Consider the following 25,135-nt stretch of genomic DNA (forward strand, 5'->3'; position numbering starts at 1 on the left):
CGGGCTCGTCATTGAGAAATAAGTGCTTTCTATTTAACCACTTATCAACGCTAAACGACACATCGGGCATACCTTGCTGACACTTACTCCTTCAGTGCGTTGGTTTTGGCACTCAAAATTGGCTTGAGTAAGTATTCCAAAACGGTTCGCTTCCCTGTGATGATATCGACTGATGCCGTCATACCCGGGATGATTGGCAAGTCTGCATCTTGTCCAAAATTGGTTTTTTCTGTGCGCACGCGAACAATGTAGAAGCTGTTGCCTTCTTCATCTTGCGTAGTATCGGCACTGATGTGTTCCAATTCCCCTTCAAGTCCGCCGTACTTAGTAAAGTCGTACGCGGTAAATTTCACGATAGCGTGAAGATCTGGGCGCAAGAAGGCGATGTCCTTCGGTGCGATCTTCGCTTCAACTAATAAGGTGTCTTCGGTCGGAACGATTTCGACAATGTCCATACCGGGTTGGATAACGCCACCTACCGTATTGACGTTCAATGTTTTGATGGTGCCTGTTACCGGAGATACGACAACAGTACGATTTACACGGTCTTCTAGGCCAACCGCCGACTCGACTAAAGAAGACAGTTGGTCTTGAGTACTATTCAGTTTCTCTTGCTGCTCAGAGCGGAATTTCAACGCAACATCAATACGGTTAAGCATGGATTCGCGAATAGCGGATTTGAGCACAGGAATCTTCAGTTCACTAGAAGTCATTTCGCGGCGGGTATCGTTAACTTGACGTTGAAGTTTCAGCAGTTCGATACGAGGTACCACGCCTTCATCTGCGAGCGGTTTGGTGATATCCAGCTCTTTCTTCGCGTAACGGTAGCTCTGGCGCAGGTTGCTTACACGCGCTTGGATTTCTACCAAATCTTGTTGTTTCTGTTTGACTTGTTGGTCGATAACCGAAATTTGGCTACGCAAATTGTCCAAGTCTTCACGGTATTCCGCTTTTTGACGTTGGGTTAGGCGAGGTTGGTTTTCTTCTAGGGTTGGTGGGAAAGTCAGTTTGCCGTAATCCAGCACCACGTTTTGTTCCCAGTTGCTGTTATCAAACTCGCGGTTAACTTCCACACTGCTGATCGAGGCGGAAAGTTGTAGTACGGAAGCGGTTAAGTTCGCTACTTGTTGTTCACGTTCACGGAAGTCAGAACGAAAGCGGGTGTCATCAATCAGCAATAGTTGCTGACCTTTTTCAACTTGTTGACCTTCTTTAACTAAGATCTCTTTGACCAAGCCACCTTCAAGGTTTTGTACCACTTGGATTTGAGAAGATGGAATGACTTTGCCTTGGCCGACGGTGACTTTGTCGATTTGCGCCCAAGACGCCCAGCCAATGGCTGCAACAAAAAACAGCACCATGACCCACAGCATTAAGCGGGCGCTACTTGGCGTGTTCAGGAGCAATGCGGCGGTCTTGTCATCGACAAAGTCCAACTCATCGTTGCTAAGTTTGTTGTAGTTGTCTCGGCTCATCACATTCCTTGTTTATAAAGACGGTTTATCTTTTTGATCTTATTATTATTAGCCAACCATGTCAGCATGCTCGGCGAATAAAAATGTGTGAAAGGGGTAAGTGCCCCTTATTTACTGTGCCTTGAACTTTGTTTTGTCCAACTGATGTTTTTTTAGTTTGTCGTACAAGGTTTTGCGCGACACTTGTAATTCTAGTTGAACCTCTTTGAGTCTGCCTCTATGTCGTTGCAAGGCGTCAAACAACAAGCAATATTCAAAGTGTTCTGTGCGTTGAGTCATACTTTGGATTTCAATACTTTTCTCATTGCTCCAATCTTCCATACGAAACGCATCGGGTTTTAATGCTCTCAATTCCGCAAACTGTCGTAGCTGTTTGATATTCTCTGGCCAATCGAGTTCCGTGACCATTCTTACCTCATCAAGGCTTATCTGTGGAGGTTGCAGTTGGTAACGGCTGGCCGAGTGGCGCACAAAGTGTTTGTATAAAGGACCGATATCTTCTTTGCGTTCATTCAAATTTGGCATGCGAATCAGCATCACCCGTTCTTCTATTCCTTTATCGACGCTATTGGCTGCACCAAACACACGTTGTAATTTGGCATGCTGAAACAAGCATTGCCATTGCTTCGTCGAGATGTGTTCTGCGCTGTGTAAGTACAAACTACATTGGCTTTTGCCGTCTGTAAGATGATGTATGGCTTTGTCCAAGGCATCGAGTGAGAGTTCATATAAGTCCTCACCAGATGCGACAATCAGCTCACTTTCTGGTGTGGCATGAATGTCGTGTGCGAACTGAGCAGCAAGCCTTCGCCCTGTGCCATCTTCACCAACAAAAATCAGCGGCTGGTGGAGCGGTGCGCTTATTAAAGCACGGCGAATATCGACCATGGCTTGGCTGTGACCAATCATTTTCGGCCCAACATGGGTTTGCATGTCGAGTTCTTTCTTTAGCCATACGTTTTCTTGCAACAAGGTCAGCTTGTCACCTGCGTTATTGAGGGACTTGAGTAGTTGCTCTGTCGAAAACGGCTTTTCAAGAAAGTCATACGCGCCACTCTTCATCGCCTCAACTGCCGTCTTCACATCGCCATGGCCGGTTAAGACGATAAATTGAAAGTGACTATTTTTGCCAAGCAGGGTGCGCATGAACTCCAAACCGTTCATCACTGGCATGTGAATATCAGTAATGATCAGTGCTGGCGAGTTTGGGTCAATCACACGCAAGGCTTCGACTGCATTGGGAAAGCAAGTCACGTCGATGCCCTCAATCAACAAGGCTTGAGTCACGGCATCACGGATGTGTGGTTCATCATCAACAAAGAAAACAGGACTATGCATGTGAGTTTTCCTCTGCGCTATGAGATGGCACTAAAGGCACGCTGACCACAAAAGTCATGCCGCCAGATGGTTGAGAGTGCGTATCTATGGAATGGTTAGCGCTATGATTGTAAGCACTGAGTGAGCCTTGGTAGCTTTCCAAAATCCGTTTTGAAATGGTCAAACCTAATCCGAGTCCTTCCGGTTTTGTGGTGAAAAATGGGTCAAATATTCTTGCTAATGCTTGTTCTGACATACCTGGTCCATTGTCGGAAACTAAAATATCGCAGTTGGTTTCGTCGCATTGCACGGCAATTGAAATTTGTGGATCGATACAATGCCCCTCCATTGCTTGAGCAGCGTTGTGGAAGAGGTTGATCAGCACTTGTTCAAGCTCCACGCTGTGAATCGCTAACCTCACGTTATACTCGATGGTTGGCACTTTCAGTGTCACACCTTGCTTGATGAGTTTGCTGCTTAGAATTCTCGTCGCGTTGTGCACGGAATCGTGTAAGACCGCTACTTCGTTGTGTGGGTTGTCATCCGTTTTGCGTGTAAACACCTTTAAGCGTGCAATCACTTCGGCAATGGTGTCATTAAGAGAGAGCATTTTATCTAAGTTGTCTGTCACCATCGGGTAGCGCTCCATCACCATTAAGCGTTGAGAGTTTTCGGTGTAAGTGCGTAGCGCTGCAAGTGGTTGGTTGATTTCGTGATTGATGCTAGCGGATAGCTCACCAAGCAGCGCGAGTTTTGCCGCTTGAGTCAGTTCTTGTTGAGTCTGTTTGAGCTCTTGTTGGCTCTGCTCATATTGATGCACGGTTTGCTGTAATTTGTGGTTGGCTTGGCTGAGGATTAAGGTTCTCTCTGTCACCTTTTCTTCCAAATTAGCATTCACGTTCGCGAGGCGCGCCTTGTTGACCAGCGTTTGAAACCACGCCAAGGCAATTAAACCCACCAGCGCGTAGAGCAACAGGTAAACCACGTCCGCCTGCAATACCGCGGTAAGGACTTCTTGTTGGCTAATCAGTGCGACGACACGAAAGCCTTTGTCGAATAAGTTGGTCGCGTAAGCAAGGTAGTTAGGGGAAACCAGTAGCTGATTGTTCTCAAACTGCGTTGCGCCACTTTGCCCGGTCAACTCGCCTCGGTATTGCGGTAGGGTATCGCCATATTGTTGAGTTTGATTGAGTTCTTCTTTCGCAGCTTCGGATAACGGGAAAAGCGCGCGATAGCGCCAATCGGGCAAGTTACTCATGAAGACGACATCGTGTACACCCGTAACCAGCAAGCCGCCATCGTCTTGTGCCAATCGTTGTTCTAACTGCTCTAGGTTCACTTTAACGGTAATCACGCCTGCGACTTTGCCTTCAACCCAAAGAGGGGACGAGAAGAAATAGCCGCGCTTATTTGAGCGTACGCCCAGCGCAACATACTGAGCTTTCTCTCCATTTAGGGCGTGCTGAAAGTAAGGACGAAAGGCAAAGTTAGAGCCCACAAAGCTGTGGTCTTGCTGGTAGTTACTCGATGCGATAACTAAGCCGGTGTTGTCGTGCACATAAATGGTGTCAGCAAGGCTCTGCGTTAGCCATTCGGAAAGCAATTTATTGAGGGACTCAGAACGCTTACCCACTTTAACGGCTTCAAGTAATCTTGGGTCATGACTGAGTAGATTAGGAATTTGCTCAAACTTAGCCAACTCATAGTCGATCTCTTGTGCTACCTGAGAGGCTTGCTGTTTGAGATCCGATTGCCATTGCTGATGTTGGTACTTTGTCGCGTAGTGATGAGTTAAAATAAGCCCAACCATACCGATGGCAAACAGTATCAAGAGAAAATGGCGCAGGGCTTTAGGGTTCAGTAAGTTCACGATTGGCTCACCAGTTTTTAACGCCATGTTATCAAAAGGCATTTAACGATGTTGTGAGCCGCCGCGACAACGAGAAATCGATCCGCTTTTTAGAAGTAGTATTCTGCGCCGATAGAGAAGTAGCTGTCGTTTTCTAGGTAAGCAATGGGTTCGTTACTGGACATGGAGGAAAGATAGTAACCTTCTGCTATCCATTTCCAGTGTTCATTGATGCGCCCAGAAGCGGTCAGTTTGTAGATGGGTGAAGTTTGCTCTAAGTCGAACAACCCAGACAGCAAAAACTCGGTATCTTGGACATCATTCGCTTGCCAACGCAAACCAAGAAAAGCATCGTTGTTGTAGATAGTCGGTGGTGCGTATGTATCCCTATTATCCCATGCGTATTCGACAATTAAACCGAGAGTGCCTTGGCTAAAGGAAAAACCGTACACCGAATATTCAAACCCTGTGACTAAGGTAAAGTAGTCACTGCCCTCCCCAGATTTAAACGTCCCTTCCCATTTGAGCAAGAGGTCACCTTGCGTCCATTGCAATTCAGTTCCGAGCTGGAATATTCGTGCGTATGAGGCTTGCCAGTCATTAGGACGTTCGACGAGCAAAGGTTCTCGGCTATTGCCGTAAAAAGCGCTAATGCCAACGTCTAATGCATCCTGCCAAAAGCTAATCCGTATCGCGCTATCGAGGGCGTTCTCTCCATCAGAATAGATCGCATCATCGTCGACAGGCTTAATCAGGGTTCGCCGTTGATCTGGTTCTCTAAACTTACGAGGCTGGTGGAATGGCAATAACAGCATTTGCACATCTCCCCAGTCAGGCAACCAACGCGCTTGAAGCATGGGTTGACCCATTTTCTCTTCATACCCCAAAGCGATGCGTCCATCATATTGATTTACTACGTTGACGGGTTGGTAGACTTCAGTGACACCCCAGTAAACCACACCATAGCCAAGCAGCCATTCGATCGTTTCTCCTGCATAAGTGATATTGGCTTCGCGCAGATTGATGAACCCTTGTTCGGACTGAAACTCATATTCCGCATAAGGACTGAAGGTTGCTGCCCAGCCAGAATCGTTCCACCACAGTAGACGAGGAGCAATAAGAGCTCGATTGGCGAGTGTGTCACAGCATTGCCCCGTTTGTGCCTCGTCTTTGTAGAGGTCTGCGGTTAACCCAACAAAGCCTTCCGTTTGCCAATCGGCAAATCCTGCCGATGAGAAGGAAAGAGACAAACTGGTGAGTAGTAAGGTGCGCGCTTTCCTCATCAGTTGTGCCTGTATGCGTTACGGAGTTGTTTGGGCTCAAACTGGCTTTGTGGAACATCCACACCTAACGTCATGTTTTTCCATGACAATGAAGAGGAGCGCTTGCTTTTTAAGTTGTCCATTTGAGCGAACTTCGGACGCCAGTAGCGCTGGTTATGTTGCTCATAATCGGAGAGGGTTAGCTGCTTAAACAACGTGCCTTTTCGGTCGTAGTATTCGATTTTTCGTGGTTGATAAATGTCTTGATCAATCCAAGCGACAAGTTTTGAGTAGCCCGAATTTTCGTAGCGAGGGAAGCAAGCCAACAGCCAGTAACTTTGCCCATCTTGTGTTTTTTCTTCGATGAGTTCATAGCGATATTTGTCCAATTCCCACGAACTCATGTCTTCATAAGCAAACTCACTGCCCATAAATGGCCCTGAACGATTGTTAGACGAAATGCGTTTAACCCTTTTGATAGAAGGCAAAAACAGCCATTGATCATCCGCTTCAATGGCGTGGCTAAACGTAAGTAGGGCGGTACCAGCAATGTCTCGTGGCGCTTGGAAGTAAGTGATGATCTTATCGCCATCGTTCTCTTGCTCGATACCTTTGATCGTCAATTGTCTGCGTACCGTGTCGCCATTGGCTGCGACGATCGACATTTCCACGTCCGATGTATAGGAAATATATCCAGTATCTCGGCTGATCATTTCCTTTGCTACATCGAACCCGGAGACATCCTCAGCGGCGGCCGTTGCTGAGAGTGTCATGAGCAATCCGAAAAACATCCTCATAGTTAACTCCTTGTTGAAGGACGAGTTTTGTTGTGCAAGTTACAAGAAATCAGACAGGGGTGAACCTGTACGAGTGGACAGTTTCAGCGGGTATTCGGACAGGATAAAAATAGAAACACAGGAGGTAGCATAAAAACTCCGCAACCAATGTGATTCGCACAAGGAGTATTTGTTTTTATGGAGCTTAATCTTTCAGGTAAGGAAATTAACGAGGTGGTCACCAGTATTGATGACATTTTGGGCCCCTCGGAACAGCGCTACTTCGGTGAAGGCTACAAGCGCACTCAATATGAATGCAACATCAATTACGACAAGGATTCTGCACAAGGATTAGTCAGTGTTGCGTATCGAACAGATTGGTCACAAAAGAAGACGCAATCTCGTCGGCCTCACCTTAGTACGATTGATGCATTTCTGATTGCTGGTCGTGTCTCCTACGCGATCATCAAGCGCCATTATAAGTTGTCAGCCCACCAGTCGTCTCAAGCGTGGATCCGCCACGTGTCGATTAAAGCTGGCGCAGAAGCGTTAGAGGATCTTGATGCGGTGCGCCTTTCTGCCCAGTTACTTGATACCAGCAGTTCACAGGACAGTTTGTTTGGCACCTTAACTCGCGTCAAAACCAAGCTCGACAGTATGGAAATTGAAGTGATCATCGATCATGAGGCGGAAGCGGATCACTCGCAATCTGTCGTGTCATTTTCGGATGACGATGAGTACTTCAATAGCGATTTCCGTTTGCGTCATTGCCACCTTGCGAACAACACCTTTTGTGACGCCATTTGTGCCGTCTCCAGTGACTTGCTGTTTCAATGCCCAGGCAAACCATCAACGGGCGCGATGGGGCATTACCCCAATGCATTGATGATGGTGGATTGGCTGACGTGTTTTGCTCAGCTGTCGCAGTTGGTGATGTATCGCCTCGATAAGTTGGATCGTAATGAGACTCACAACTTGTGGATGCGCTCTGTCACGGTCACAACGCCGTATCCCATCATCCCTCGTCGTAAACACACACTCACACTTCGCAGCATGAAGAATTCTTTAGTGAAAAAGAAAGGCTCTTCATGGCGACTTGCCACCGTAAACGGCTCGGTTTCCGGCCATCCAGAATTCAATCTAACTGCAAAACTATGCCATCAATTACCACAAGGAGAACCAGCGTGAAAATTGCCATTTCAGGAACGTACTCAACCGGAAAAACGACATTAACAGAAGCGCTGGCGATCGCGACTCAAGTTCCACGAACTCAAGCGCGCACCATGCGTGAGATTCTGCCAGATGCGGTGCCGGGTAAAACCTTAGAGCAGTGTAATCCTGCGGAGCTGCTGAACTTGGGGCTTAGTCGTTTGAGTGAGCGTGTTGTGAATGAAGAACGATGTGGTGATCGCTTTTTCTCTGATGGTTCTTGTTTGCATGAATGGGTGTATGGGGCTGCGCGCTTGGAAACTGGGATTAACCCAAATGACAGCGACTTGGTTTTGGCTATGAAAAGACTGATAGGCAAACCGTATGCGTCAATTCACCGTGGTTACATTGATGCTTTTGGCAACGTTGCAAAGCGTCATGCGAAAAAGACCTACAGCAAGTTTGTGCACCTGCCGATTGAATTTGATTTGGTGGAAGATGGCCACCGTCCTGTGTCTGAAAGTTTTAGAACGCTCTCCAATGATCTTCTGCTCTCTACTGTGAAAGAGCTCAACATCCCTTACATCACGGTTGGCGGTGATTTGCGTCATCGATTGATTACCATCGCGGAACACTTCGAATTGCCTTTATATGTTGACCCAGATGAGGCGATCGAAAAAGCGGTGAACAAGGTGAAAGCAGAGGCGATAGAAATAGAAAACCACCGTCTGTCTGTGTTGGCGACTCAGCAGGCTTAATTCAAAGGAAGTCTCGAATAATGAAAAAATGGACAAAACCCAGAGCCTTGCTCGCCCTTGTGGGGTGGCTCTGCATCATGGCCCTAGCGTTTGTTGGCTTAGGGAAACTCGGCTTAAACAATGACTATAAAGTGTTCTTTAGCGACGACAATCCAGATTTGATCGCGTTTGAGAGCATCGAAGAAAAATACAACAGCAATGACAGCGTATTGATTGTCTTGCACCCGAAATCGGGCGATGTCTTTCGGGAAAATGTGCTGAAAGCAGTCATGGAACTGACGGAATATGCGTGGCAAACACCTCACTCATACCGTGTAGATTCTTTGACCAACTATCAATATACCCATGCTCAAAATGATGATCTTATCGTCGAAGATTTTGTGAACGCGAACCAACTCAGCAATACCCAGTTACTTGCGGAGAAGAAAGCGTATGCGCTTAAACAAGCTGAGTTGGTTAATCGTTACTTAGCTCAGGATGCGAACTCGACGGCGATCAATGTGTTGGTGCGTTTGACGACGGAGGGCCAGTCCGAAGAAGTGCGTGAGATCGCGCAGTTCTGGCAAGACAAGATTGCTGAAACTCAGACACGTTACCCTGACGTGCAGTTTTATCTCACTGGTCAGGTGATGCAAAATGACGCGTTTGGTGAGGCGACACAGCGAGATATGGGCAGTTTAGTGCCGGGCGCATTGCTGCTGATTGTCATCGGCACGGGCATTTATCTGCGTAGCTTGTGGAGTTCGGTGGTAGTGACATTAACCATCATCTCTTCAATCTTCATCGCGCTTGGTGCTGCAGGTTGGCTCGGCATGGCAATTACCTCTCCTTCTGCATCTGCACCACTTATCATTTTGACCATGGCGGTTGCCGACTGCATTCACTATTTGCAAGGCTATAAACACGCGCTGAACAAAGGCGAAACCAAGCTGGTGGCTTTGCAGCAATCGATGGAGAAACATCGTCTACCCATTATTCTGACCAGTTTGACTACTGCGGTTGGTTTCTTGTCGATGAACTTCAGTGACTCTCCTCCGTTTAACGATTTGGGCAACATCACCGCGATGGGCGTGATTGCTGCCATGTTCCTGACGTTGTTCTTGGTTCCGGCGCTTTTGGCCGTGTTACCAGCAAGAAAGAGTAAAGTAGTGAAGCGCGCAGGGCTTGCCAAGCCACTTGAAGCCATCGCTCGCTGGGCCATGGTGAAACCTGGATTAAAGATCGCCGTAGTTGTACTTGGTGGTGGCGTCATTGCTGCAAACTTGGTTCGAAACGATATCGATGACACCCTGTTTGAATATTTCGATGAATCTTATGCGGTGCGCCAAGCGAACGATTTCACCTACGCTAACTTAACGGGTGTGGCGAGTATTCAATATGCGATTCGACCAGAACAAGGCGAACTGATTACCTCTCCTGATTTCCTGCATAAGTTGGATCAGTTTGTTCAACAGGCTCGCCAAACCGAAGGCGTGTATCACATTCAATCGCTGACTGACATCATGAAGCGCTTGAACAGCAGCTTGCATAACGATGAAGCGGGTGAATATCGTCTCACCAGTGATCCTGAGTTGTCTGCTCAAACACTTTTGCTTTATGACATGTCGCTTCCTTACGGATTGAACCTCAGCAACCAAGTCGCGTTGGATAAAAAAGAACTGCGCGTTATCGTGACGGCGAAGAAGATGTCGTCCAATGATTTGATTGCTCTGGAGTCGACGTTACGCAGCCAGTTGTTAGGCTTATTTCCTGAAAGTAGCATTAGTCCTGGAGTGAGTGCTGACATTATGTTTGCGCACATTGGTTATCGCAACAACGTGAGCATGTTGACGGCATCTGCCGCGGCACTATTGGTGATTTCCTTCCTTATTGGTTTGATTCTGCGTTCCGTTCGCCTTGGTGTGATTAGCATCTTGCCAAACATCTTGCCGGCTTCCATTGCCTTTGGTTTGTGGGGACTGAGTATTGGTGAAGTTGGCTTGAGTCTTTCCGTCATTGCGAGTATGACGCTAGGTATCGTCGTGGATGACACCATTCACTTGCTCTATCGTTATCACACGTCTCGTAAGGAAGGGAAGTCGGAAGAAGAATCGATTGTTACCGCCGTTCGAGAAACTGGCGTGGCAATCATAGGTACTACCATAGTCCTCAGTGCAGGCTTCTTTGTGTTGGCGAGCAGTTCCTTCAAGATGAATGCGGACATGGGCCTGATGACCGCAATCACCATCATTATCGCGCTTGTGCTTGATTTGTTGTTGATTCCTGCCTTGCTTAAAGTGACTGGGAAATCTGCCAAAGCAGCACAACACAAACCACAAACAGCCTAATTTACTGGCACTCTTGGCTTGTACCACTTGGCTTAGGATATTCGTCCTAAGCCTTTTTTAATCCTCGTACCAGCCTAACTCGATCGCTTTTGACACGGCATGCGTTCGGTTATGTACGTCCAACTTACGATAAATATTCTGTAGGTGGTATTTGACAGTACGTTCACTGATGTTGAGTAAGCGGCTGATTTCCCAATTACTCTTGCCCAGTTTTAACCAAGGAAGCAATTCACATTCTCGAGTCGTTAGTTGGCTCTCTGGAGTAGGGAGCGTTTCCACTCGGATGTTACGATCACAGACATAACTTGAAGCCATATAGAGGTGGGGCGTTAAAAGATACAACGCGTCGATTTCTTCGCTGGAAGGTTGGCGGTCACCAAACGAGGTGAGGTAAATGGCTTTCTTGTCGCCATGATATCCGGCCAGCAGTAAGCGCTTACCGTAATCTGGATGGGTATGTGAGTCCATCAGGGCCATGATGCCGTGATTGGATTGCTGTAATGCCGCGATTAATGGGTCACTTTCGGCGGTTTTTTTACTAAAGCAGTTGGCAAATTGATCGGGAGAGAAACCATAACAGACAGGGTCTGGAGCGTAATCATCACCGAATAAACCGAGGATACTGAATTCAAAATCAATTTCGTTTTGTAGTTCTCCAAACCAAGCATGAATAGCGTCGGAGCTTTCGGCGCACCTGAGCTGGTTGGAGAGTTCGAACAGTCTTAGCTTGTCCATAAGCATATGCCTTTCCTAGCAACGTTGTTTAATGTGTTGTGGTTACCCACTTTTATTATGCATGTCTTTTAGTATACCCAAGCGGCTTCAAAAAAGGGATTGAGAGTCCGGTTTTCACAGCGAATTGAAGTAGGTGAATAAGCTAATAAACTTACGACTCACCTGCATTAGTACCTGAAATTCTGAGGTTTTTTAGGCCACTGGGCAGTAATTATTGTCTTTAGTGGAGCAAAAACGAGCAATATTATTTTGGAATGACTTCACATTGTTGGTTTTCACCCTACTTTCATCAACCTAACGACATAAATCACAGTGATGTCTGGGCTTGTTTGTTACGCTTCGGCATCCCATGCGATGGATCTTTGTAGTACTCCAACCGTAAGAGTCGTACTAGGTCTTTAAACATCCATGTGTGCTGTCCTTGTATTTCCAATTTATCGGGCGCACAATCGACAAAAACGAGTGAAGGAGTGAAGATGGAACTTGCTGATATTCGTCGTGAGTACACAAAAGGTGGCCTGCGTCGTAAAGATTTAAAAGCAGATCCGATTGATCAATTTAACCTGTGGTTAGAACAAGCGGTACAAGCAGGTCTGACTGACCCGACGGCGATGACAGTCGCGACAGTCGACGAAAATGGCATGCCGTTTCAACGTATTGTGCTGCTGAAAAGCGTCGATAAAGACGGTTTTGTGTTCTATACCAACTTGGGCAGCCGTAAAGCACAGCAGCTTGAGCACAACAGCAACATCAGCCTGCATTTCCCATGGCACCCGCTTGAGCGTCAGGTTCACATTACAGGTGTGGCTGAAAAACTCACCGCCATGGAAAACATGAAATACTTCACTTCTCGCCCGAAAGACAGCCAATTGGCTGCGATTGCGAGCAAACAAAGTAGCCGTATTTCAGCGCGTGGTGTACTAGAAGGTAAGTTCCTCGAACTGAAGCAGAAGTTTGCCAAGGGTGAAATCCCGATGCCGACCTTCTGGGGTGGTTTCCGCGTTAAGCCACAAAGCATTGAGTTCTGGCAAGGTGGTGAACATCGTCTGCACGACCGTTTCTTGTTCTCAAATCAAGAAGGCGAGTGGGACATCGATCGCCTTGCGCCGTAATGGCTTTGACAAAGAGATAAAAAACACCGCCTCAATAGGCGGTGTTTTTGTTTTCGAGTTTGGAAATTCAACGTTCGCCGTTGAGAACAACAGACAACTGATGTTTCAGCAGCGTCTTTGGCACGATGGAGCCGTAACCTGCTTCCATCGCTTTATCGATAAGCTCGTTCTTACTGTTGGCTTCAAATTTAGTGCGCAGACGAGCGACATGCCCTTCTACGGTTTTGGTTGAAATCCCCATCACCTGAGAGATGAATTGCGGCTTTTTGCCATACAGCAACAAGAACAAAGTCTCTTGCTCACGGCAAGTTAGCTTCTCTGGCTCGGGCTTAAGGTTAGCGAATCGAAAGATCGATTGCTGATTAGGTGAGCCGCCAATGGCTCGGCAAACCCAATAGCCTACTTCGATGACGGCAGTATCAGTCAGTTCACGACCATAAAAGATGGTGCCAATGATGTTGCCATCGTCATCTCGCCAAGGCGTCTTGGTAAAGATGTGCGCGCGCCAATGACCATCTGGATACGGGTGTATATCGAGGATCTTTAGCGACTCGCCAGTTTCAATCACGTGTTTATCTTGTTCTCGAAACTCTTGCGCGCACTCCGTGGTAGGGCTAGCCATTTCAAAGTCTGTTTTACCGATACAGGCTTCAGGTGAATCGTACCCAATTAACTCGGCGTATTCCTGATTCACATAGCGGAATACCGAATCTTTATCTTTGCATCCCCAACAACCCGGTAGCTGTCGAAGGAGCGACTGTTCTATGGTATTGACTGGAATATTCACAATGGACTCACTACTGCTACTCATCGCCTGCATGATTGCAGGTCGGTATTCTCACTTCGTTTATCCTGCGTTTTTAAATGGCAACCATCACCTTGATCATGCTTTCGAGAATCGCGCCAGATAGAACTGTAAGAGACAAGGTCGAGCAAGATAACTCAGCGTGATGATTAACGTCAGGATACGGTGAAATGGCCGATATATTATCAGCTTATGCCATTGTTTTCATTGGCGATAGGCAAAAAAAAGCCAGCCTGAAGACGGGCTGGCAACACAAGATATAATCTTGTCGACGTGTAGAAGAGGTTCTAAATTACATAGCGAGGGTCTGCTAAGTAAGTTAGAGGTATCAAGTAGATACCGATGAGCTCAGGGTCGTATGCATCCTAGAGCTCGAGGTTTAATGTATTGAATTGTGGGCATATTAGTAAGGGGGGAAATCCCTCTATCCCCCTGTTTTTCAGGCATTTCACACGCTTTCGGTCGTAATTTTGACCTCGTGGCTTACATTGGTTTGCATTTCAACCCCAAAGATCTTTGCTATTGGCTTGTCTCATCTTTGGTAATTTTGGCTATCTGTCCGTTTTTGTTAAAAAAATTGGTTGCACATTGACCGTAAGTTTCTCTTACATGATCATCGTTCCGGAACTATGATCATGTAGAACGCCTTGATCGTGTTGGTTTGATCTTGTGCGATTGGAAGGGGGAAGATTTGCAACCCAACCGAGAAGGTATATGATGCGAAGGTGTAAGCCGACTGTATAAAGACGACTGTTCGAAATGAGTGATTCAGATAACCCGAAAGCCCCGCCATATAAAGAGATCATGCTGCCTAAACCAGCAGAGTTGATCACGCTTCCGTCTTATATGGATTGCCATGATCATGCTTATACGCAGATCGTGATCGGCTTGAAAGGACAGGCTGAATTTGAGGTTCGTGGTCAGGGAAATTTAGTTGGGCCAGGGCAAGGTTGCATCGTAACGGCGTCTTCTGATCATGCTTTCGGCGGCGTGATTCATCAATCAGACATTTTGGTACTCAACATGCCAAAGCCTGCCAACGATGATCCCGAGATGCTGCAGAAAATCAACAATCTAGAGCGCTCTCATCTTTACTTCCAATTGGATGGTCAAATCCAAAAGCTGATTCAAATGTTAGTGCAAGAGATGCGTAATCACCCAGACGATTTACTGCTTAGCCGCGCATGTAACGATACCGTGATCGCTCTTATGCAGCGTCATATCTCTGCATTTGAAACGTCGAAGAAAGAATCGCGCTTTGATTTGGATGCTATTGACCGCTACATCGAACAGCATTTGAGTCATAAAATCAGTGTGGCGCAATTGGCAGGCAGTGTGTTTTTGGGTGAAAGCCAATTCCATAGCTTGTTCAAAGATCAGATGGGCATTACGCCGCATCAGTATGTGCTAGGCAAACGCATCGACATGGCGCGCGATTTGATTGAACAAGGTCACTTAACCTTGGGGCAAATTGCTGAATTAACTGGCTTTTCGAGCCAAAGTACCTTCACGCATACTTTTACTCGTTTACAAGGATTATCACCTTCTCAGTATAAGAAACAGGTTGGTTAATCTTGTTCATTTAGTTGCTTATTTGGAAAGAGCCGCGCATGAGTCGCGGTTTTTTTGTGCTTGCATTTTGCACAGGAAAATCAAATTTTTTTGCGTAATTCTCCGAAAGTTTTCAGCGTTTTTGTTCGTTTCTCACAAAAGCGCAATCTAAATCCTTCTTATTCAAACAAAAATTGCTCAAAATCTATCTGTCTTTGTTGTAAATGACAGGCAAAGATGAATTTTTACAACACAATATATTATCTATTTGCATGTGACTATGTAGATGTTTTGTTATAAAAGCGAGTTTTTAGCAAAAAGCTCGGAGTTTTTGACAAGTATTCTTCTCGCCCTCAAAATACACTGCCAGCCATTGATGATCCTCGAAGCGGTTTTCGAGGAGAGAGATTGAGGAAAACGCATGTTTACTGCAACGAACGTGTTAACACCAGAATTTATCGAACAGCCGCTTGATAAGTTATGGTCACTGATCTCGCCATTGTACATGGTGGACGAGTCTCAATGGCTAGAGCAACTATTGCCACTAGCAACGCCGACAGCGGAAGAAAAATCGGCAATCACGACCCAAACAACCCAGCTTATCGAAGCTATCCGTGCGGATAAGAAGTCAATCCAGATGATTGATGCGCTATTGCTGGAATACAGCCTTGATACCCAAGAAGGTATCTTGCTGATGTGTCTTGCAGAAGCATTGATGCGTATTCCTGATTCAGCAACGGCGGATGCACTGATTAAAGACAAGTTAAGCGTTGCGGATTGGAAATCTCACCTTAAGAGTTCTGATTCCGTGTTTGTTAATGCGTCAACTTGGGGCTTAATGCTAACGGGTAAAGTGATTGGTCTTGGTGAGCAGGAAACCCAGAGTCCAGGTCAGGCTGTAAACCGTCTGGTAAACAAATTCTCAGAACCTGTGATTCGCAAAGCCATGTATCAGGCAATGAAGATCATGGGTCATCAGTTTGTACGTGGTCGTACGATTGAAGAAGCGCAGAAGAACGGTCGCCCAATGCGCGACAAAGGTTTCACTTACTCATTTGATATGTTGGGTGAAGCGGCGCTAACCACGGCAGACGCAAGCAAGTACTTTAAAGATTACCTAATGGCGATTGAAGCCGTAGGTCGTGAAACGTACGGCAGTGATACGAGCCCTGCGCCTTCTGTTTCTATCAAGCTGTCTGCACTTCACCCACGTTACGAAGTGGCGAATGAAGAACGCGTGATGACAGAGCTTTATGACACCTTAACGCAGCTGCTCAAGCGCGCTATCGAAGTCGATGTTGCCATCACGATTGACGCAGAAGAAGCGGACCGTCTTGAGCTGTCACTCAAACTGTTTGAAAAACTGTATCGCAGCGACCTTTTGAAAGGCTGGGGCAAGTTTGGTCTGGTAGTTCAAGCCTACTCCAAACGTGCATTGCCTGTATTGGTATGGCTAAACGGTCTAGCGAAAGAGCAGGGTGATTTGATCCCGCTTCGTCTAGTAAAAGGCGCGTACTGGGACAGCGAAATCAAGTGGTCACAACAAGCAGGTTACGAGAACTACCCAGTTTACACGCGCAAAGAAGCGACGGATGTTGCTTACCTAGCGTGTGCGCGCTTCCTACTAAGTGAAGGCGTGCGCGGTAATATCTTCCCGCAGTTTGCTAGCCACAACGCACACACTGTTACGGCGATTGCTGTAATGGCAGAACACAAAGATTACGAATTCCAACGTCTGCATGGTATGGGCGATTCGCTTTATAACCATGTGATGGACACTTATGGTCAGCCAGTACGTATTTACGCGCCAGTCGGTAGCCATGCGGATCTACTGCCTTACTTGGTTCGCCGCTTACTAGAAAACGGCGCGAACAGCTCGTTTGTGCACCGTTTGGTGGACGCGCGTTGTCCGATTTCAGAGCTGACGCATCACCCTGTTGATGTGTTGACCTCTTTTGATACCTTGCACAACGGTCAAATTCCAATGCCAACTGGCATTTTCCCAGAGCGCAAAAACTCATACGGTGTGAACGTTGATATTGATAGCGAAGCGAAGCCGTTTGAAGCGCAGGTAGAAAGTTTCCTAACCCAGAGGTGGACAGCAGGTCCGATCATCAACGGCGTGAAACATGCCGAAAGCATGATCAAGGAAAACTCCGCAGAGATCATTACTGCCCCTTACGATCGTCGTATTGAAGTGGGTCAGGTGGCTTTCGCAAGCCTTGATCATGTTTCCGCTGCAATCGAAGCGGCTGATGTTGCATTCCCAGAGTGGAAAGGCACCGCAATTGAACAAAAAGCGGCGAGCCTAGATAAGCTTGCGGATCTGATGGAAGAAAACTTGGCTGAGTTGGTGGCGATTTGTCACCAAGAAGCGGGTAAGACGATTCACGATAGTATTGATGAAGTGCGTGAAGCGGTCGATTTCTGTCGTTACTACGCGAAACAAGCGCAAAACCTTCAACCGTTCGAATTAGAAGGTTTTGATGGCGTGAAACGCATTTCTAGCCGCGAAGGGCTTGGCGTATTCGTTTGTATCAGCCCATGGAACTTCCCATTAGCGATCTTCCTTGGTCAAGTCACAGCGGCATTGGTTGCAGGTAACACAGTTGTGGCTAAGCCAGCTGAGCAAACTAGCTTAATTGCAGCGCGTGCGATTGAATTGATGCTAGAAGCAGGCTTCCCTGCTGGTGTGATTCAGCTATTGCCGGGTCGTGGTGGTGAAATTGGTCATGCACTAACGTCTCATGATGCGATTGCAGGTGTGGCATTTACCGGTTCGACAGCGACGGCGCAACGCATCAATGTGACGCTTGCCGAGCGTAGCGCGAAGCCAGTACCGTTTATCGCTGAAACTGGCGGTCAAAACGCCATGATTGTGGATAGTACGGCACTGCCAGAGCAAGTTGTGCGTGACGTGATTCGTTCCGCTTTCGCTTCTGCTGGTCAACGTTGTTCTGCTCTGCGCGTTCTGTTCGTTCAAGAAGACGTTGCAGATCGCATCATCAACCTTATCCAAGGTGCGATGAATGAACTGCATGTTGGTATTCCTTACCTGCACAAAACGGATGTGGGTCCGGTTATCGACAGCAATGCGAAAAATAAACTCCTTGCTCACCTAGAGCACATGACAAGCACGCAAACCAAAGTTGCTCAATTGCAATTGGACGAAGCGTGTCAGCATGGTGATTTTGTGTCGCCAAGTGCATTCGAAATCTCGGGCATTGATGTTCTGAAAGAAGAGCAATTCGGTCCCATCTTACACATTGTTCGCTTTAAAGCGTCTGAGTTGCCAAACGTGGTTGAGCAAATTAACCAAACTGGTTTTGGTCTCACAATGGGCATCCACAGCCGTAACGAAACCACTTACCGTTGGATTGAAAAACACGCTCGTGTGGGTAACTGCTACATCAACCGTGATCAGGTTGGCGCGGTGGTTGGCGTTCAGCCATTCGGTGGTCAAGGTTTGTCGGGTACAGGTCCGAAGGCTGGTGGTCCTCACTACCTATACCGCTTTACTAAACAACATCTTGTTCAAGCAGAGAAGGCGTAAGGAGTCGCATTATGGTTCATCAGATCACGTTTTTTAAAGATGCATTCTCTGCGTGGGAGCAGTGGAATCTGACCGATTTTGATTACAAATGTGAGCATTTGCTGGCATTTAAATCTGCGATTGAAGAGCAGCATAGCGTGGTTGGCAAAGTGGTGTCTTACCACTTACAGCAAGCGTCGTCTCTGTTGGCAGAAACTCATCAGTTAGTGGGCCCTACGGGTGAAACTAACGAGCTGTACACAGCGGGTCGCGGTGTGGCTTTGGTCGTTTGTGAAAACAACCTAGAACACACAGAGAACGCACTGTACAGCACATTTGCAATGATCACCTGTGCTTTGATTGCAGGCAACAGTGTGGTGATTTGCAGTGACAATGCAGAGCTTAATCAATTGGTTAAGCATGCTGTGGCGTCAGCAAACTTCCCATCTAACTTAGTCCAAGTGGTTGCGTACGATGCGTCTTCCCCGTTGTTAGACAGTGACGTACGTAGTGTGGGTTATGTTGGGCATTCACAGGTTGAGCACGCGCTTAACCTGCAACTGGCTAAGCGTGACGGTGCCATCGTCGGCTTAGTTTCTGAAACGGATTTAGAGTCACCGACATTGACTCATGATCCTCATCTGTCGTTGCGCTTCATTACTGAGCGTACTCGAACGATAAATATTACAGCAGTGGGCGGTAACGCGACTCTACTCGAGTTGGGAAGCAACTCCCACTAACCTGACTTGTGATACCAATCTGAATCAAAAGGGCCTGAGAGCTTATCCGGATTGGTATCTCTTGCTTTGATGTATTGCTGCGATGGCAAAATATCAAAGAGGGCAAGGAAGGAAATAATTATAACGAGGACTATCAAATGATAGAAAATAGCTTTGCTATCACGACCACTTTCGTGGCGTACTTACTAATTATGGTTGCCATTGGCGTTTACGCGTATAAGAGGACTTCCAATTCATCAGACTACTTCCTAGGTGGTCGTAGCCTTGGTCCATGGCCAGCGGCACTTTCTGCAGGCGCATCAGACATGAGTGGCTGGTTGCTACTTGGTCTTCCGGGGTATGCATATGCAGCAGGTATTGAAGCGTTCTGGCTAGCAGGCGGTCTGCTTGTGGGTACATGGCTAAACTGGTTAATCAGTGCAAAACGTCTACGTACGTACAGCATTCAAACTGATGCGCTAACGCTGCCTGAATTCCTGTCGCGTCGCTTTAACGATAAGTCGAAACTGATTCAGACAATCTCTGCTTTCTTCATTCTTCTATTCTTCCTTTTCTACACCAGCTCAGGCTTGGTAGCAGGGGGCAAACTGTTTGAGACCGTATTCGGCTTGGATTACAGCATTGCCGTTATCATTGGCACGGTGTGTGTGGTTTCTTACACGCTATTCGGTGGTTTCTTAGCGGTATCTTGGACGGACTTGGTGCAAGGTCTATTGATGGCAGCAGCACTAATGATCGTTCCAGTTGCCGTGATGGATGGTGGTCTAGGTCAATTGGCGACGGACATGCACAACATTAACCCAGAGCTACTAACGCTATGGAACGATACGAAAGGCGAGCCTCTATCGGCTATCGCGATCATCTCGTTGGTGGCATGGGGTCTAGGTTACTTCGGTCAGCCACACATCCTAGCGCGTTTTAAAGCTTCTCGTTCGAACAAAGACCTAACAACAGCGCGTCGTATCGCTGTGGGTTGGACTGCGCTTTCTATGGCAGGTGCAATGCTAGTTGGTCTTGTTGGTCTAGTGTGGGTAACTGGTCACCCAGGTACACAGCTAGATGACGGTGAGAAAATCTTTATGCTATTGGTGAACACGGTATTCCACCCAGTGATTGCAGGTATCCTATTGGCGGCAATCCTAGCGGCGGTAATGAGTACTGCGGATTCACAGCTTCTAGTATCTTCATCTGCTCTAGCAGAAGACTTCTACAAGCAAGTGATTAAGCCAGATGCAACGTCTGAAGAAGTGGTAATGATTGGTCGTGTAGGCGTTATCGTGATTTCTCTTATCGCGCTATTCCTAGCAATGACGCCAGACAGCTCTGTTCTAGGCCTTGTATCTTACGCTTGGGCAGGCTTTGGTGCTGCGTTTGGTCCAGCAGTTGTACTTAGCCTTTACTGGAGCGGTATGAACCGTAACGGCGCACTAGCGGGTATCCTAATCGGTGGTGTGACTATCGTGGTTTGGAAACAGCTAACAGGCGGTTGGTTCGATGTGTACGAAATCGTACCGGGCATCATCTTCTCTACTATCGCTATCGTGGTAGTGAGCAAAATGACCGGCGGAGCAGCGCTAGAAGTACTAGAGCAACACAAAGAGTACCAGAAGAAGTTGGTTGAGCTAGACTAATCAATCTCAAGTGAAAACAAAGCCCGCGTCCGTCGCGGGCTTTTTTGTGCTTACTCGATGGTGATTTGAATGACCCGTAATACCTCAATTCGAGAATTTCTGAGGTATAGTGAAAAACGTGTTGACCCGTCTATCAGTGTAGGGCTGATGCTATGTCTGTACCGACAAAAGGAGCCACTATGCTAACCGTAACCCAACTGGCCAGAGAGTGTGGACTCTCTCGTACTACGATTCTTTACTATGAACGTGAAGGCTTGCTAGCACCTGCACATCGTTCAGAAAACGGTTATCGATGGTATGGAGAAAAAGAGATTCAGCGTTTAAAAAACATCTCGTCTTATCGTTCTTATGGGTTACCGATTTCCAGCATACGCACTTTGTTGCTACAGAAAGGCAAATCTCAAGCGGAGATCTTGAAAGACCATTTCAATGAACTCGAGCGCGAGATTCAAAACCTGCGAGCGTAACAAAAAGCGATCGTGGTGCTATTACAAGAACCACAACTGATAGAGGATAATATTGTGACTAAAGAACGTTGGGTACAAATCATGCAAGCTGCGGGTTTCTCTGAAAACGACATGGTGACATGGCACCAGAAATTTGAAGAGATGGAGCCTGCTGAGCACCAAAAATTCCTTGAATCTTTGGGTATTGAGCAAGACGAAATTGTGCGCATCCGTGCGCTATAATTAGCGCCTAAGCAGCGTATTAAAAACCGGTTAAATAAAAATAAGCCTCTTCGTGAGGCTTATTTTTTGTGGCGCTATATTTAATAAAAAAGTTTAATCATAAACTGCCTAGTGACGGATTTTTGAGTAAACCACAGTGTTACTCAACTCCCCTGAGGTAGAAAGGCGGTCGTGTCTCAACTCACCTTCAAAATCATAACCACAACGCTCTGCGACGGCACGGCTTTTTAGGTTGGTTGAATCTGCCGTAATAGCAATGCGCCTTGCACCAAGATCTTCAAACGCATAGCGCTCAAGTTCTAACACCGCTTCGGAAATGTAGCCGTTACCAACAGCGATATCATCTAACCAGTAGCCAATCTCAAATGCTGGTACTTCTTGGTCTCTAATCATCAAGCCAACGGCACCAATTAAGCGATCGCTTTCCTTTTCGATAATGAAGTAACGCAATTCCTCTTCGAAGTTTTCAAAGTTGGCGATGGCTTTTTCTGTTCCCTCAATCATGGCTTCTAGTGTGACCACATGTGGCACCCAAGGAAGGTACGTTTCGAGCGTTTTCTGGCAACGTACCACGACTTGATGTGCTTCTTTTGCACGTTCCAAACAAGCGGGGATTAGCTTAAGACGTTTCGTTTCCATATCGGCTATCCTTTGGGTGAAAAATGAACGAAAAATCATTTAATCAGATGTACTTAGAATGATCTAGTTGTTCGTATACCCAAATAACCTCTAGATGCTAGGTTCAGCGAGAATGACTTGGTTTGTATACGCGGCGGCGATTTAAAGGTCTAGTGGGTCTAAATCAAGAATCGGCAACAAAGTATACAAGCCAAGGCAGTTCGCCCTTTGGGAGCGTGTCATTGACTCGATTGCTGCGTCAAACAACTTGGAAAGAGCTGGCTATTACGCTGCGTTGTTTTCCTTGACCTCGAGTCAATGACAACGCTCTGAATCCTGCATCATGAAGTCATTTGGGTATACAATATTATTCACTTGGTTTGTTTTGAAGAACCTGAGAGAATCGTATGGTTATTAAACCAACTAGGTTCATTATGAAACTTTTAGTAAGAAACTTGGCTCGTGAAACAACCGAGCAAGAGATGCGCAAACTATTCTCAGCGCACGGCAAAGTAGAACTTTGTACTCTGGTTCTTGATCAAGAAACCGGTTTATCGAAAGGCTTCGGCTTTGTGATCATGCCAGATGAAGCAGAGGCGATTGCTGCACTGGAAGCGCTGAACTTGACCAGCGTAGCGAAAAGCAAGATTCGCGTGAAAGTCGCTCAAGACTAAGAGAGAGAAAAGCCAGCATCATTGCTGGCTTTTTTGTCTCTTCAAACGAACGTTTTTTGATAAACACAAACTTCACGCTCTGCCCCTTTAGGGCCAACCCAAGTGTTTTCGACATAAGGTACATTGAGTTTGTTTATCACCGATTTGGAACGTTGGTTTTCTACTAAGTGCAGTACCTTAATTCCGGCTAACTCAAAGTCGACACGCGCGAACTCGATGAGGGCGTTCGTAGCTTCAAACGCGTAACCCTTCCCCCAGTAAGGGACACCGAGCCAATAACCTAAAGTGCCATAGCCATCCTCAACTCTCGGTATGCTCACGGCACCTAATAACTCCCCTGACTCATGCAAGGTAATAGCGAAGACGACACCTCTGCGCTCTTTGTACATTGGCGCATGTCCGTCAATCCAAGTTTTCGCCATAGGCAGCTCTTAAGGATGCAGAATGTTCGCGGTCATATCTGCGATAATTTTTTCACCCGCAAGTAAAGCGACGCGCTCGCTATCTTCATGCTGGAAAGGTCGTAGAATGAGTCGTTCAGTAAAGAGTTTGGGTTGTGTTGGCATAACGGAATCACCTTACAGATTGAATGACCCACACATCAAGATCAGGTCGGTAAGTTGTGTCGAAGTAGCCCAAATCATCGAACGCAAATCGGACGCCAGTTTCGTTGGCTCTTGGTTGGTTACCACAAATCACATTAAACATCGTGCTGAGGAAGCGTCCGTGGGAGACCACCAAGTAGCGACCACTGCCACGTCTGATGATAGATTGAAGGGCAAGGCTTGCTCGGGCATAAAGCTCAACGCCGCTTTCCCCTTCATTGGCAGAGACGACGCAAGGTTGGTACGGGTTGACGAAATCAGCCATAGGGTATTTGTGTTGAGATTCGCTAAAAGGTAGCCCTTGTAACGGGCCGTTATCACGCTCCATTAATTCATCATGCGTGGTCATAGGGGCATTTAGGTGTGTAGAAAATATCTCACCAACATGGCGTGCACGCTGCATTGAGCTACTTAAAATCGCATCGTACTTTCGCCCTTCTTCGGCAAACTGCTTTGCGCGATTTTCGGCCTGTTGAATCCCTACTTCGGTGAGTGGACTGTCGAATCGTCCTTCATGAACGCGTAGATCATCTGCAAGTGAGCGTCCATGGCGGACGAAGCTAATATGAATCATCTTACTTCCTTGTTTATCTCTTTGGAACGGCTGTTCTGTACGAAGAGGTAGTCTACTCCACTGCTTGTTTTGCACACAATTCACACTGTAAATTGAAGCTGTTTTGGAGAGATAAATCCGTCTTCTCTCGTAGGCAAGCAGAGCAATATGGGCAATACCGAATGTAAAAAATAAGTACGAACAATCAGTTATGTATGATGTCTCGTAGTATTACATACATAGGTGCTATTTTTCATAATTTGGTCGAAAAATTGAGGTCTGACCAAGGTCTCAGTTTTTGAGTTCTTGGGTGTCATTTTTTGGATGTGGAACACAAAAAAGCAAAGGGGCTTTTTTATTGTGGAATTAATTTGAACAAAATATGTCAATTGTCAGTAGCACAGGAAATCAGGGAGAAAGGAAATGCCTAATATTTATTGCTCACTTTGCAAAAGAACAACGCAGCATAAAGTGATCATGAAGCGTTGTGAACCAGAGCATATCGCTACGCTAACTGGCAAAGTCGTGAGTTTTACTCAGTTGATGGCAAAGTTTGTATCAGGTGAGCATTACTACAAAATGGAGCCGCAGTACTACTGTCGTTGTTGTAACCATCGCGCTATTGGTGAAGTGGTTCAGCATCCAGCGCGACAGACATCAGCAATTATGTAATTGACTTTAAGCAGCCAGTTCTTTCTCTGCTGCAAATGGCATTCCATCGATCATAACTGGCCAGCCGTAAGAGGCATATTCAGACGCCAGAGATTTTGCCACTTCGTGTGAAACGGTCGTGTACGTCCATTCACCAACACCAAATGGCTTGTACGCGAGTTGTAGGGTTAACATTGCTTTATCCTCATTATTTTTTGTCTATTATTGCCTTAATATTCGGCTCATTTCTTTTTTTTAAAGCTCATGTTTTTCTATTCAAAGTTCATCATTCCATTTTTTTGTTAACAAAATTATCTTATTAATAA

General features: G+C 46.6%; 20 protein-coding genes and 2 pseudogenes. 11 read left to right on the plus strand and 11 right to left on the minus strand.

All coding sequences use genetic code 11. From position 1 onward, the window contains the following. Positions 1 to 83: 83 nt before the first annotated feature. The 5 genes from QTO06_RS03435 to QTO06_RS03455 form a co-directional block, all read right to left on the minus strand. On the minus strand, positions 84 to 1,475 hold the full coding sequence (locus QTO06_RS03435; protein WP_039987641.1) for an HlyD family type I secretion periplasmic adaptor subunit: 1,392 nt from the start codon (positions 1,473 to 1,475) through the stop codon (positions 84 to 86). 111 nt (positions 1,476 to 1,586) lie between these two features. After that, complete coding sequence (locus QTO06_RS03440; protein WP_331406875.1) at positions 1,587 to 2,813, minus strand: sigma-54-dependent transcriptional regulator; 1,227 nt, start codon at positions 2,811 to 2,813, stop codon at positions 1,587 to 1,589. Then, positions 2,806 to 4,704, minus strand: coding sequence for a sensor histidine kinase (locus QTO06_RS03445; protein WP_331406876.1), 1,899 nt, complete (start codon positions 4,702 to 4,704; stop codon positions 2,806 to 2,808). Before QTO06_RS03445 ends, QTO06_RS03440 begins: the two co-directional genes overlap by 8 nt. Positions 4,705 to 4,751: 47 nt before the next feature. Then, positions 4,752 to 5,924, minus strand: coding sequence for a malate transporter (locus tag QTO06_RS03450; RefSeq protein ID WP_331406877.1), 1,173 nt, complete (start codon positions 5,922 to 5,924; stop codon positions 4,752 to 4,754). Further along, on the minus strand, positions 5,924 to 6,676 hold the full coding sequence (locus tag QTO06_RS03455; RefSeq protein ID WP_443088828.1) for an outer membrane lipoprotein-sorting protein: 753 nt from the start codon (positions 6,674 to 6,676) through the stop codon (positions 5,924 to 5,926). The genes QTO06_RS03450 and QTO06_RS03455 overlap by 1 nt, the downstream gene beginning before the upstream one ends. Before the next feature lie 201 nt (positions 6,677 to 6,877). On the opposite strand from QTO06_RS03455, the gene QTO06_RS03460 reads away from it, so the two are divergent. The 3 genes from QTO06_RS03460 to QTO06_RS03470 are packed head-to-tail and all read left to right on the plus strand — an operon-like array spanning position 6,878 to position 10,913. Further along, a complete protein-coding gene (locus QTO06_RS03460) occupies positions 6,878 to 7,867 on the plus strand; it encodes an AvrD family protein (RefSeq protein WP_331406878.1) in 990 nt (329 codons plus the stop codon). Then, complete coding sequence (locus QTO06_RS03465) at positions 7,864 to 8,586, plus strand: ATP/GTP-binding protein (RefSeq protein ID WP_005435798.1); 723 nt, start codon at positions 7,864 to 7,866, stop codon at positions 8,584 to 8,586. The genes QTO06_RS03460 and QTO06_RS03465 overlap by 4 nt, the downstream gene beginning before the upstream one ends. Positions 8,587 to 8,606: 20 nt before the next feature. Further along, entirely contained in the window at positions 8,607 to 10,913 is a 2,307-nt protein-coding gene (locus tag QTO06_RS03470) for an efflux RND transporter permease subunit (RefSeq protein ID WP_331406879.1), read from the plus strand. Between the two features lie 57 nt (positions 10,914 to 10,970). Here the strand turns inward: QTO06_RS03470 and QTO06_RS03475 are convergent, their stop codons facing one another. Continuing rightward, on the minus strand, positions 10,971 to 11,648 hold the full coding sequence (locus QTO06_RS03475; protein WP_331406880.1) for a response regulator transcription factor: 678 nt from the start codon (positions 11,646 to 11,648) through the stop codon (positions 10,971 to 10,973). A gap of 476 nt (positions 11,649 to 12,124) precedes the next feature. Between QTO06_RS03475 and pdxH the strand changes: the two genes are divergently transcribed. Further along, positions 12,125 to 12,760, plus strand: a complete 636-nt coding sequence (gene pdxH, locus QTO06_RS03480) for a pyridoxamine 5'-phosphate oxidase (protein ID WP_009706666.1) — start codon at positions 12,125 to 12,127, stop codon at positions 12,758 to 12,760. Positions 12,761 to 12,827: 67 nt separating this feature from the next. On the opposite strand, the gene QTO06_RS03485 is transcribed toward pdxH, so the two are convergent. Then, the gene (locus QTO06_RS03485) at positions 12,828 to 13,547 is read right to left on the minus strand and encodes a helix-turn-helix transcriptional regulator (protein ID WP_027726839.1); all 720 of its coding nucleotides are present in this window, start codon (positions 13,545 to 13,547) and stop codon (positions 12,828 to 12,830) included. 777 nt (positions 13,548 to 14,324) lie between these two features. On the opposite strand from QTO06_RS03485, the gene QTO06_RS03490 reads away from it, so the two are divergent. From QTO06_RS03490 to QTO06_RS03510, 5 genes and pseudogenes are all read left to right on the plus strand, one after another. Continuing rightward, positions 14,325 to 15,137, plus strand: a complete 813-nt coding sequence (locus tag QTO06_RS03490) for an AraC family transcriptional regulator (RefSeq protein ID WP_331406881.1) — start codon at positions 14,325 to 14,327, stop codon at positions 15,135 to 15,137. Between the two features lie 400 nt (positions 15,138 to 15,537). After that, a complete protein-coding gene (putA, locus tag QTO06_RS03495; RefSeq protein WP_331406882.1) occupies positions 15,538 to 18,669 on the plus strand; it encodes a bifunctional proline dehydrogenase/L-glutamate gamma-semialdehyde dehydrogenase PutA in 3,132 nt (1,043 codons plus the stop codon). Between the two features lie 11 nt (positions 18,670 to 18,680). Beyond that, complete coding sequence (locus QTO06_RS03500) at positions 18,681 to 19,388, plus strand: 1-pyrroline-5-carboxylate dehydrogenase (protein WP_331406883.1); 708 nt, start codon at positions 18,681 to 18,683, stop codon at positions 19,386 to 19,388. 137 nt (positions 19,389 to 19,525) lie between these two features. Beyond that, positions 19,526 to 21,019: a sodium/proline symporter PutP gene (putP, locus tag QTO06_RS03505; protein WP_331406884.1), complete on the plus strand. Its 1,494-nt coding sequence runs from the start codon at positions 19,526 to 19,528 to the stop codon at positions 21,017 to 21,019. A gap of 179 nt (positions 21,020 to 21,198) precedes the next feature. Next, a pseudogene (locus QTO06_RS03510) lies at positions 21,199 to 21,708 on the plus strand (MerR family transcriptional regulator). A 108-nt stretch (positions 21,709 to 21,816) separates the two neighbouring features. On the opposite strand, the gene QTO06_RS03515 reads toward QTO06_RS03510, so the two are convergent. After that, entirely contained in the window at positions 21,817 to 22,347 is a 531-nt protein-coding gene (locus QTO06_RS03515) for a GNAT family N-acetyltransferase (RefSeq protein ID WP_331406885.1), read from the minus strand. A gap of 413 nt (positions 22,348 to 22,760) precedes the next feature. Between QTO06_RS03515 and QTO06_RS03520 the strand changes: the two genes are divergently transcribed. Further along, positions 22,761 to 23,000 carry an RNA recognition motif domain-containing protein gene (locus QTO06_RS03520; protein WP_009706659.1) on the plus strand — a complete coding sequence of 80 codons (240 nt, stop codon included), beginning with the start codon at positions 22,761 to 22,763 and terminating at the stop codon, positions 22,998 to 23,000. A 41-nt stretch (positions 23,001 to 23,041) separates the two neighbouring features. On the opposite strand, the pseudogene QTO06_RS03525 reads toward QTO06_RS03520, so the two are convergent. Together QTO06_RS03525 and QTO06_RS03530 are read right to left on the minus strand one after the other, a co-directional pair. Continuing rightward, a pseudogene (locus QTO06_RS03525) lies at positions 23,042 to 23,566 on the minus strand (GNAT family N-acetyltransferase). Between the two features lie 7 nt (positions 23,567 to 23,573). Then, positions 23,574 to 24,179: a histidine phosphatase family protein gene (locus QTO06_RS03530; protein ID WP_331406886.1), complete on the minus strand. Its 606-nt coding sequence runs from the start codon at positions 24,177 to 24,179 to the stop codon at positions 23,574 to 23,576. 402 nt (positions 24,180 to 24,581) lie between these two features. Between QTO06_RS03530 and QTO06_RS03535 the strand changes: the two genes are divergently transcribed. After that, positions 24,582 to 24,830 (plus strand): hypothetical protein, encoded by a 249-nt coding sequence (locus tag QTO06_RS03535; RefSeq protein ID WP_331406887.1) that lies wholly within the window; start codon positions 24,582 to 24,584, stop codon positions 24,828 to 24,830. A 6-nt stretch (positions 24,831 to 24,836) separates the two neighbouring features. On the opposite strand, the gene QTO06_RS03540 is transcribed toward QTO06_RS03535, so the two are convergent. Next, positions 24,837 to 25,004 (minus strand): hypothetical protein, encoded by a 168-nt coding sequence (locus tag QTO06_RS03540; protein WP_009706656.1) that lies wholly within the window; start codon positions 25,002 to 25,004, stop codon positions 24,837 to 24,839. Between the last annotated feature and the right edge of the window lie 131 nt (positions 25,005 to 25,135).

Source organism: Vibrio sp. M260121 (assembly GCF_036533715.1).
In the GTDB taxonomy this organism is placed as follows: domain Bacteria; phylum Pseudomonadota; class Gammaproteobacteria; order Enterobacterales; family Vibrionaceae; genus Vibrio.

Coding starts and splice junctions, on each gene's coding strand:
- putP (WP_331406884.1), top strand. CDS start 19,526: ATGATAGAAAATAGCTTTGCTATCACGACCACTTTCGTGGCGTACTTA.
- QTO06_RS03540 (WP_009706656.1), bottom strand. CDS start 25,004: ATGTTAACCCTACAACTCGCGTACAAGCCATTTGGTGTTGGTGAATGG.
- QTO06_RS03515 (WP_331406885.1), bottom strand. CDS start 22,347: ATGGAAACGAAACGTCTTAAGCTAATCCCCGCTTGTTTGGAACGTGCA.
- QTO06_RS03520 (WP_009706659.1), top strand. CDS start 22,761: ATGAAACTTTTAGTAAGAAACTTGGCTCGTGAAACAACCGAGCAAGAG.
- QTO06_RS03450 (WP_331406877.1), bottom strand. CDS start 5,924: ATGAGGAAAGCGCGCACCTTACTACTCACCAGTTTGTCTCTTTCCTTC.
- pdxH (WP_009706666.1), top strand. CDS start 12,125: ATGGAACTTGCTGATATTCGTCGTGAGTACACAAAAGGTGGCCTGCGT.
- QTO06_RS03455 (WP_443088828.1), bottom strand. CDS start 6,676: ATGACACTCTCAGCAACGGCCGCCGCTGAGGATGTCTCCGGGTTCGAT.
- QTO06_RS03440 (WP_331406875.1), bottom strand. CDS start 2,813: ATGCATAGTCCTGTTTTCTTTGTTGATGATGAACCACACATCCGTGAT.
- QTO06_RS03435 (WP_039987641.1), bottom strand. CDS start 1,475: ATGAGCCGAGACAACTACAACAAACTTAGCAACGATGAGTTGGACTTT.
- QTO06_RS03490 (WP_331406881.1), top strand. CDS start 14,325: ATGAGTGATTCAGATAACCCGAAAGCCCCGCCATATAAAGAGATCATG.
- QTO06_RS03470 (WP_331406879.1), top strand. CDS start 8,607: ATGAAAAAATGGACAAAACCCAGAGCCTTGCTCGCCCTTGTGGGGTGG.
- QTO06_RS03500 (WP_331406883.1), top strand. CDS start 18,681: ATGGTTCATCAGATCACGTTTTTTAAAGATGCATTCTCTGCGTGGGAG.
- QTO06_RS03535 (WP_331406887.1), top strand. CDS start 24,582: ATGCCTAATATTTATTGCTCACTTTGCAAAAGAACAACGCAGCATAAA.
- QTO06_RS03445 (WP_331406876.1), bottom strand. CDS start 4,704: ATGCCTTTTGATAACATGGCGTTAAAAACTGGTGAGCCAATCGTGAAC.
- QTO06_RS03460 (WP_331406878.1), top strand. CDS start 6,878: ATGGAGCTTAATCTTTCAGGTAAGGAAATTAACGAGGTGGTCACCAGT.
- QTO06_RS03530 (WP_331406886.1), bottom strand. CDS start 24,179: ATGATTCATATTAGCTTCGTCCGCCATGGACGCTCACTTGCAGATGAT.
- putA (WP_331406882.1), top strand. CDS start 15,538: ATGTTTACTGCAACGAACGTGTTAACACCAGAATTTATCGAACAGCCG.
- QTO06_RS03475 (WP_331406880.1), bottom strand. CDS start 11,648: ATGGACAAGCTAAGACTGTTCGAACTCTCCAACCAGCTCAGGTGCGCC.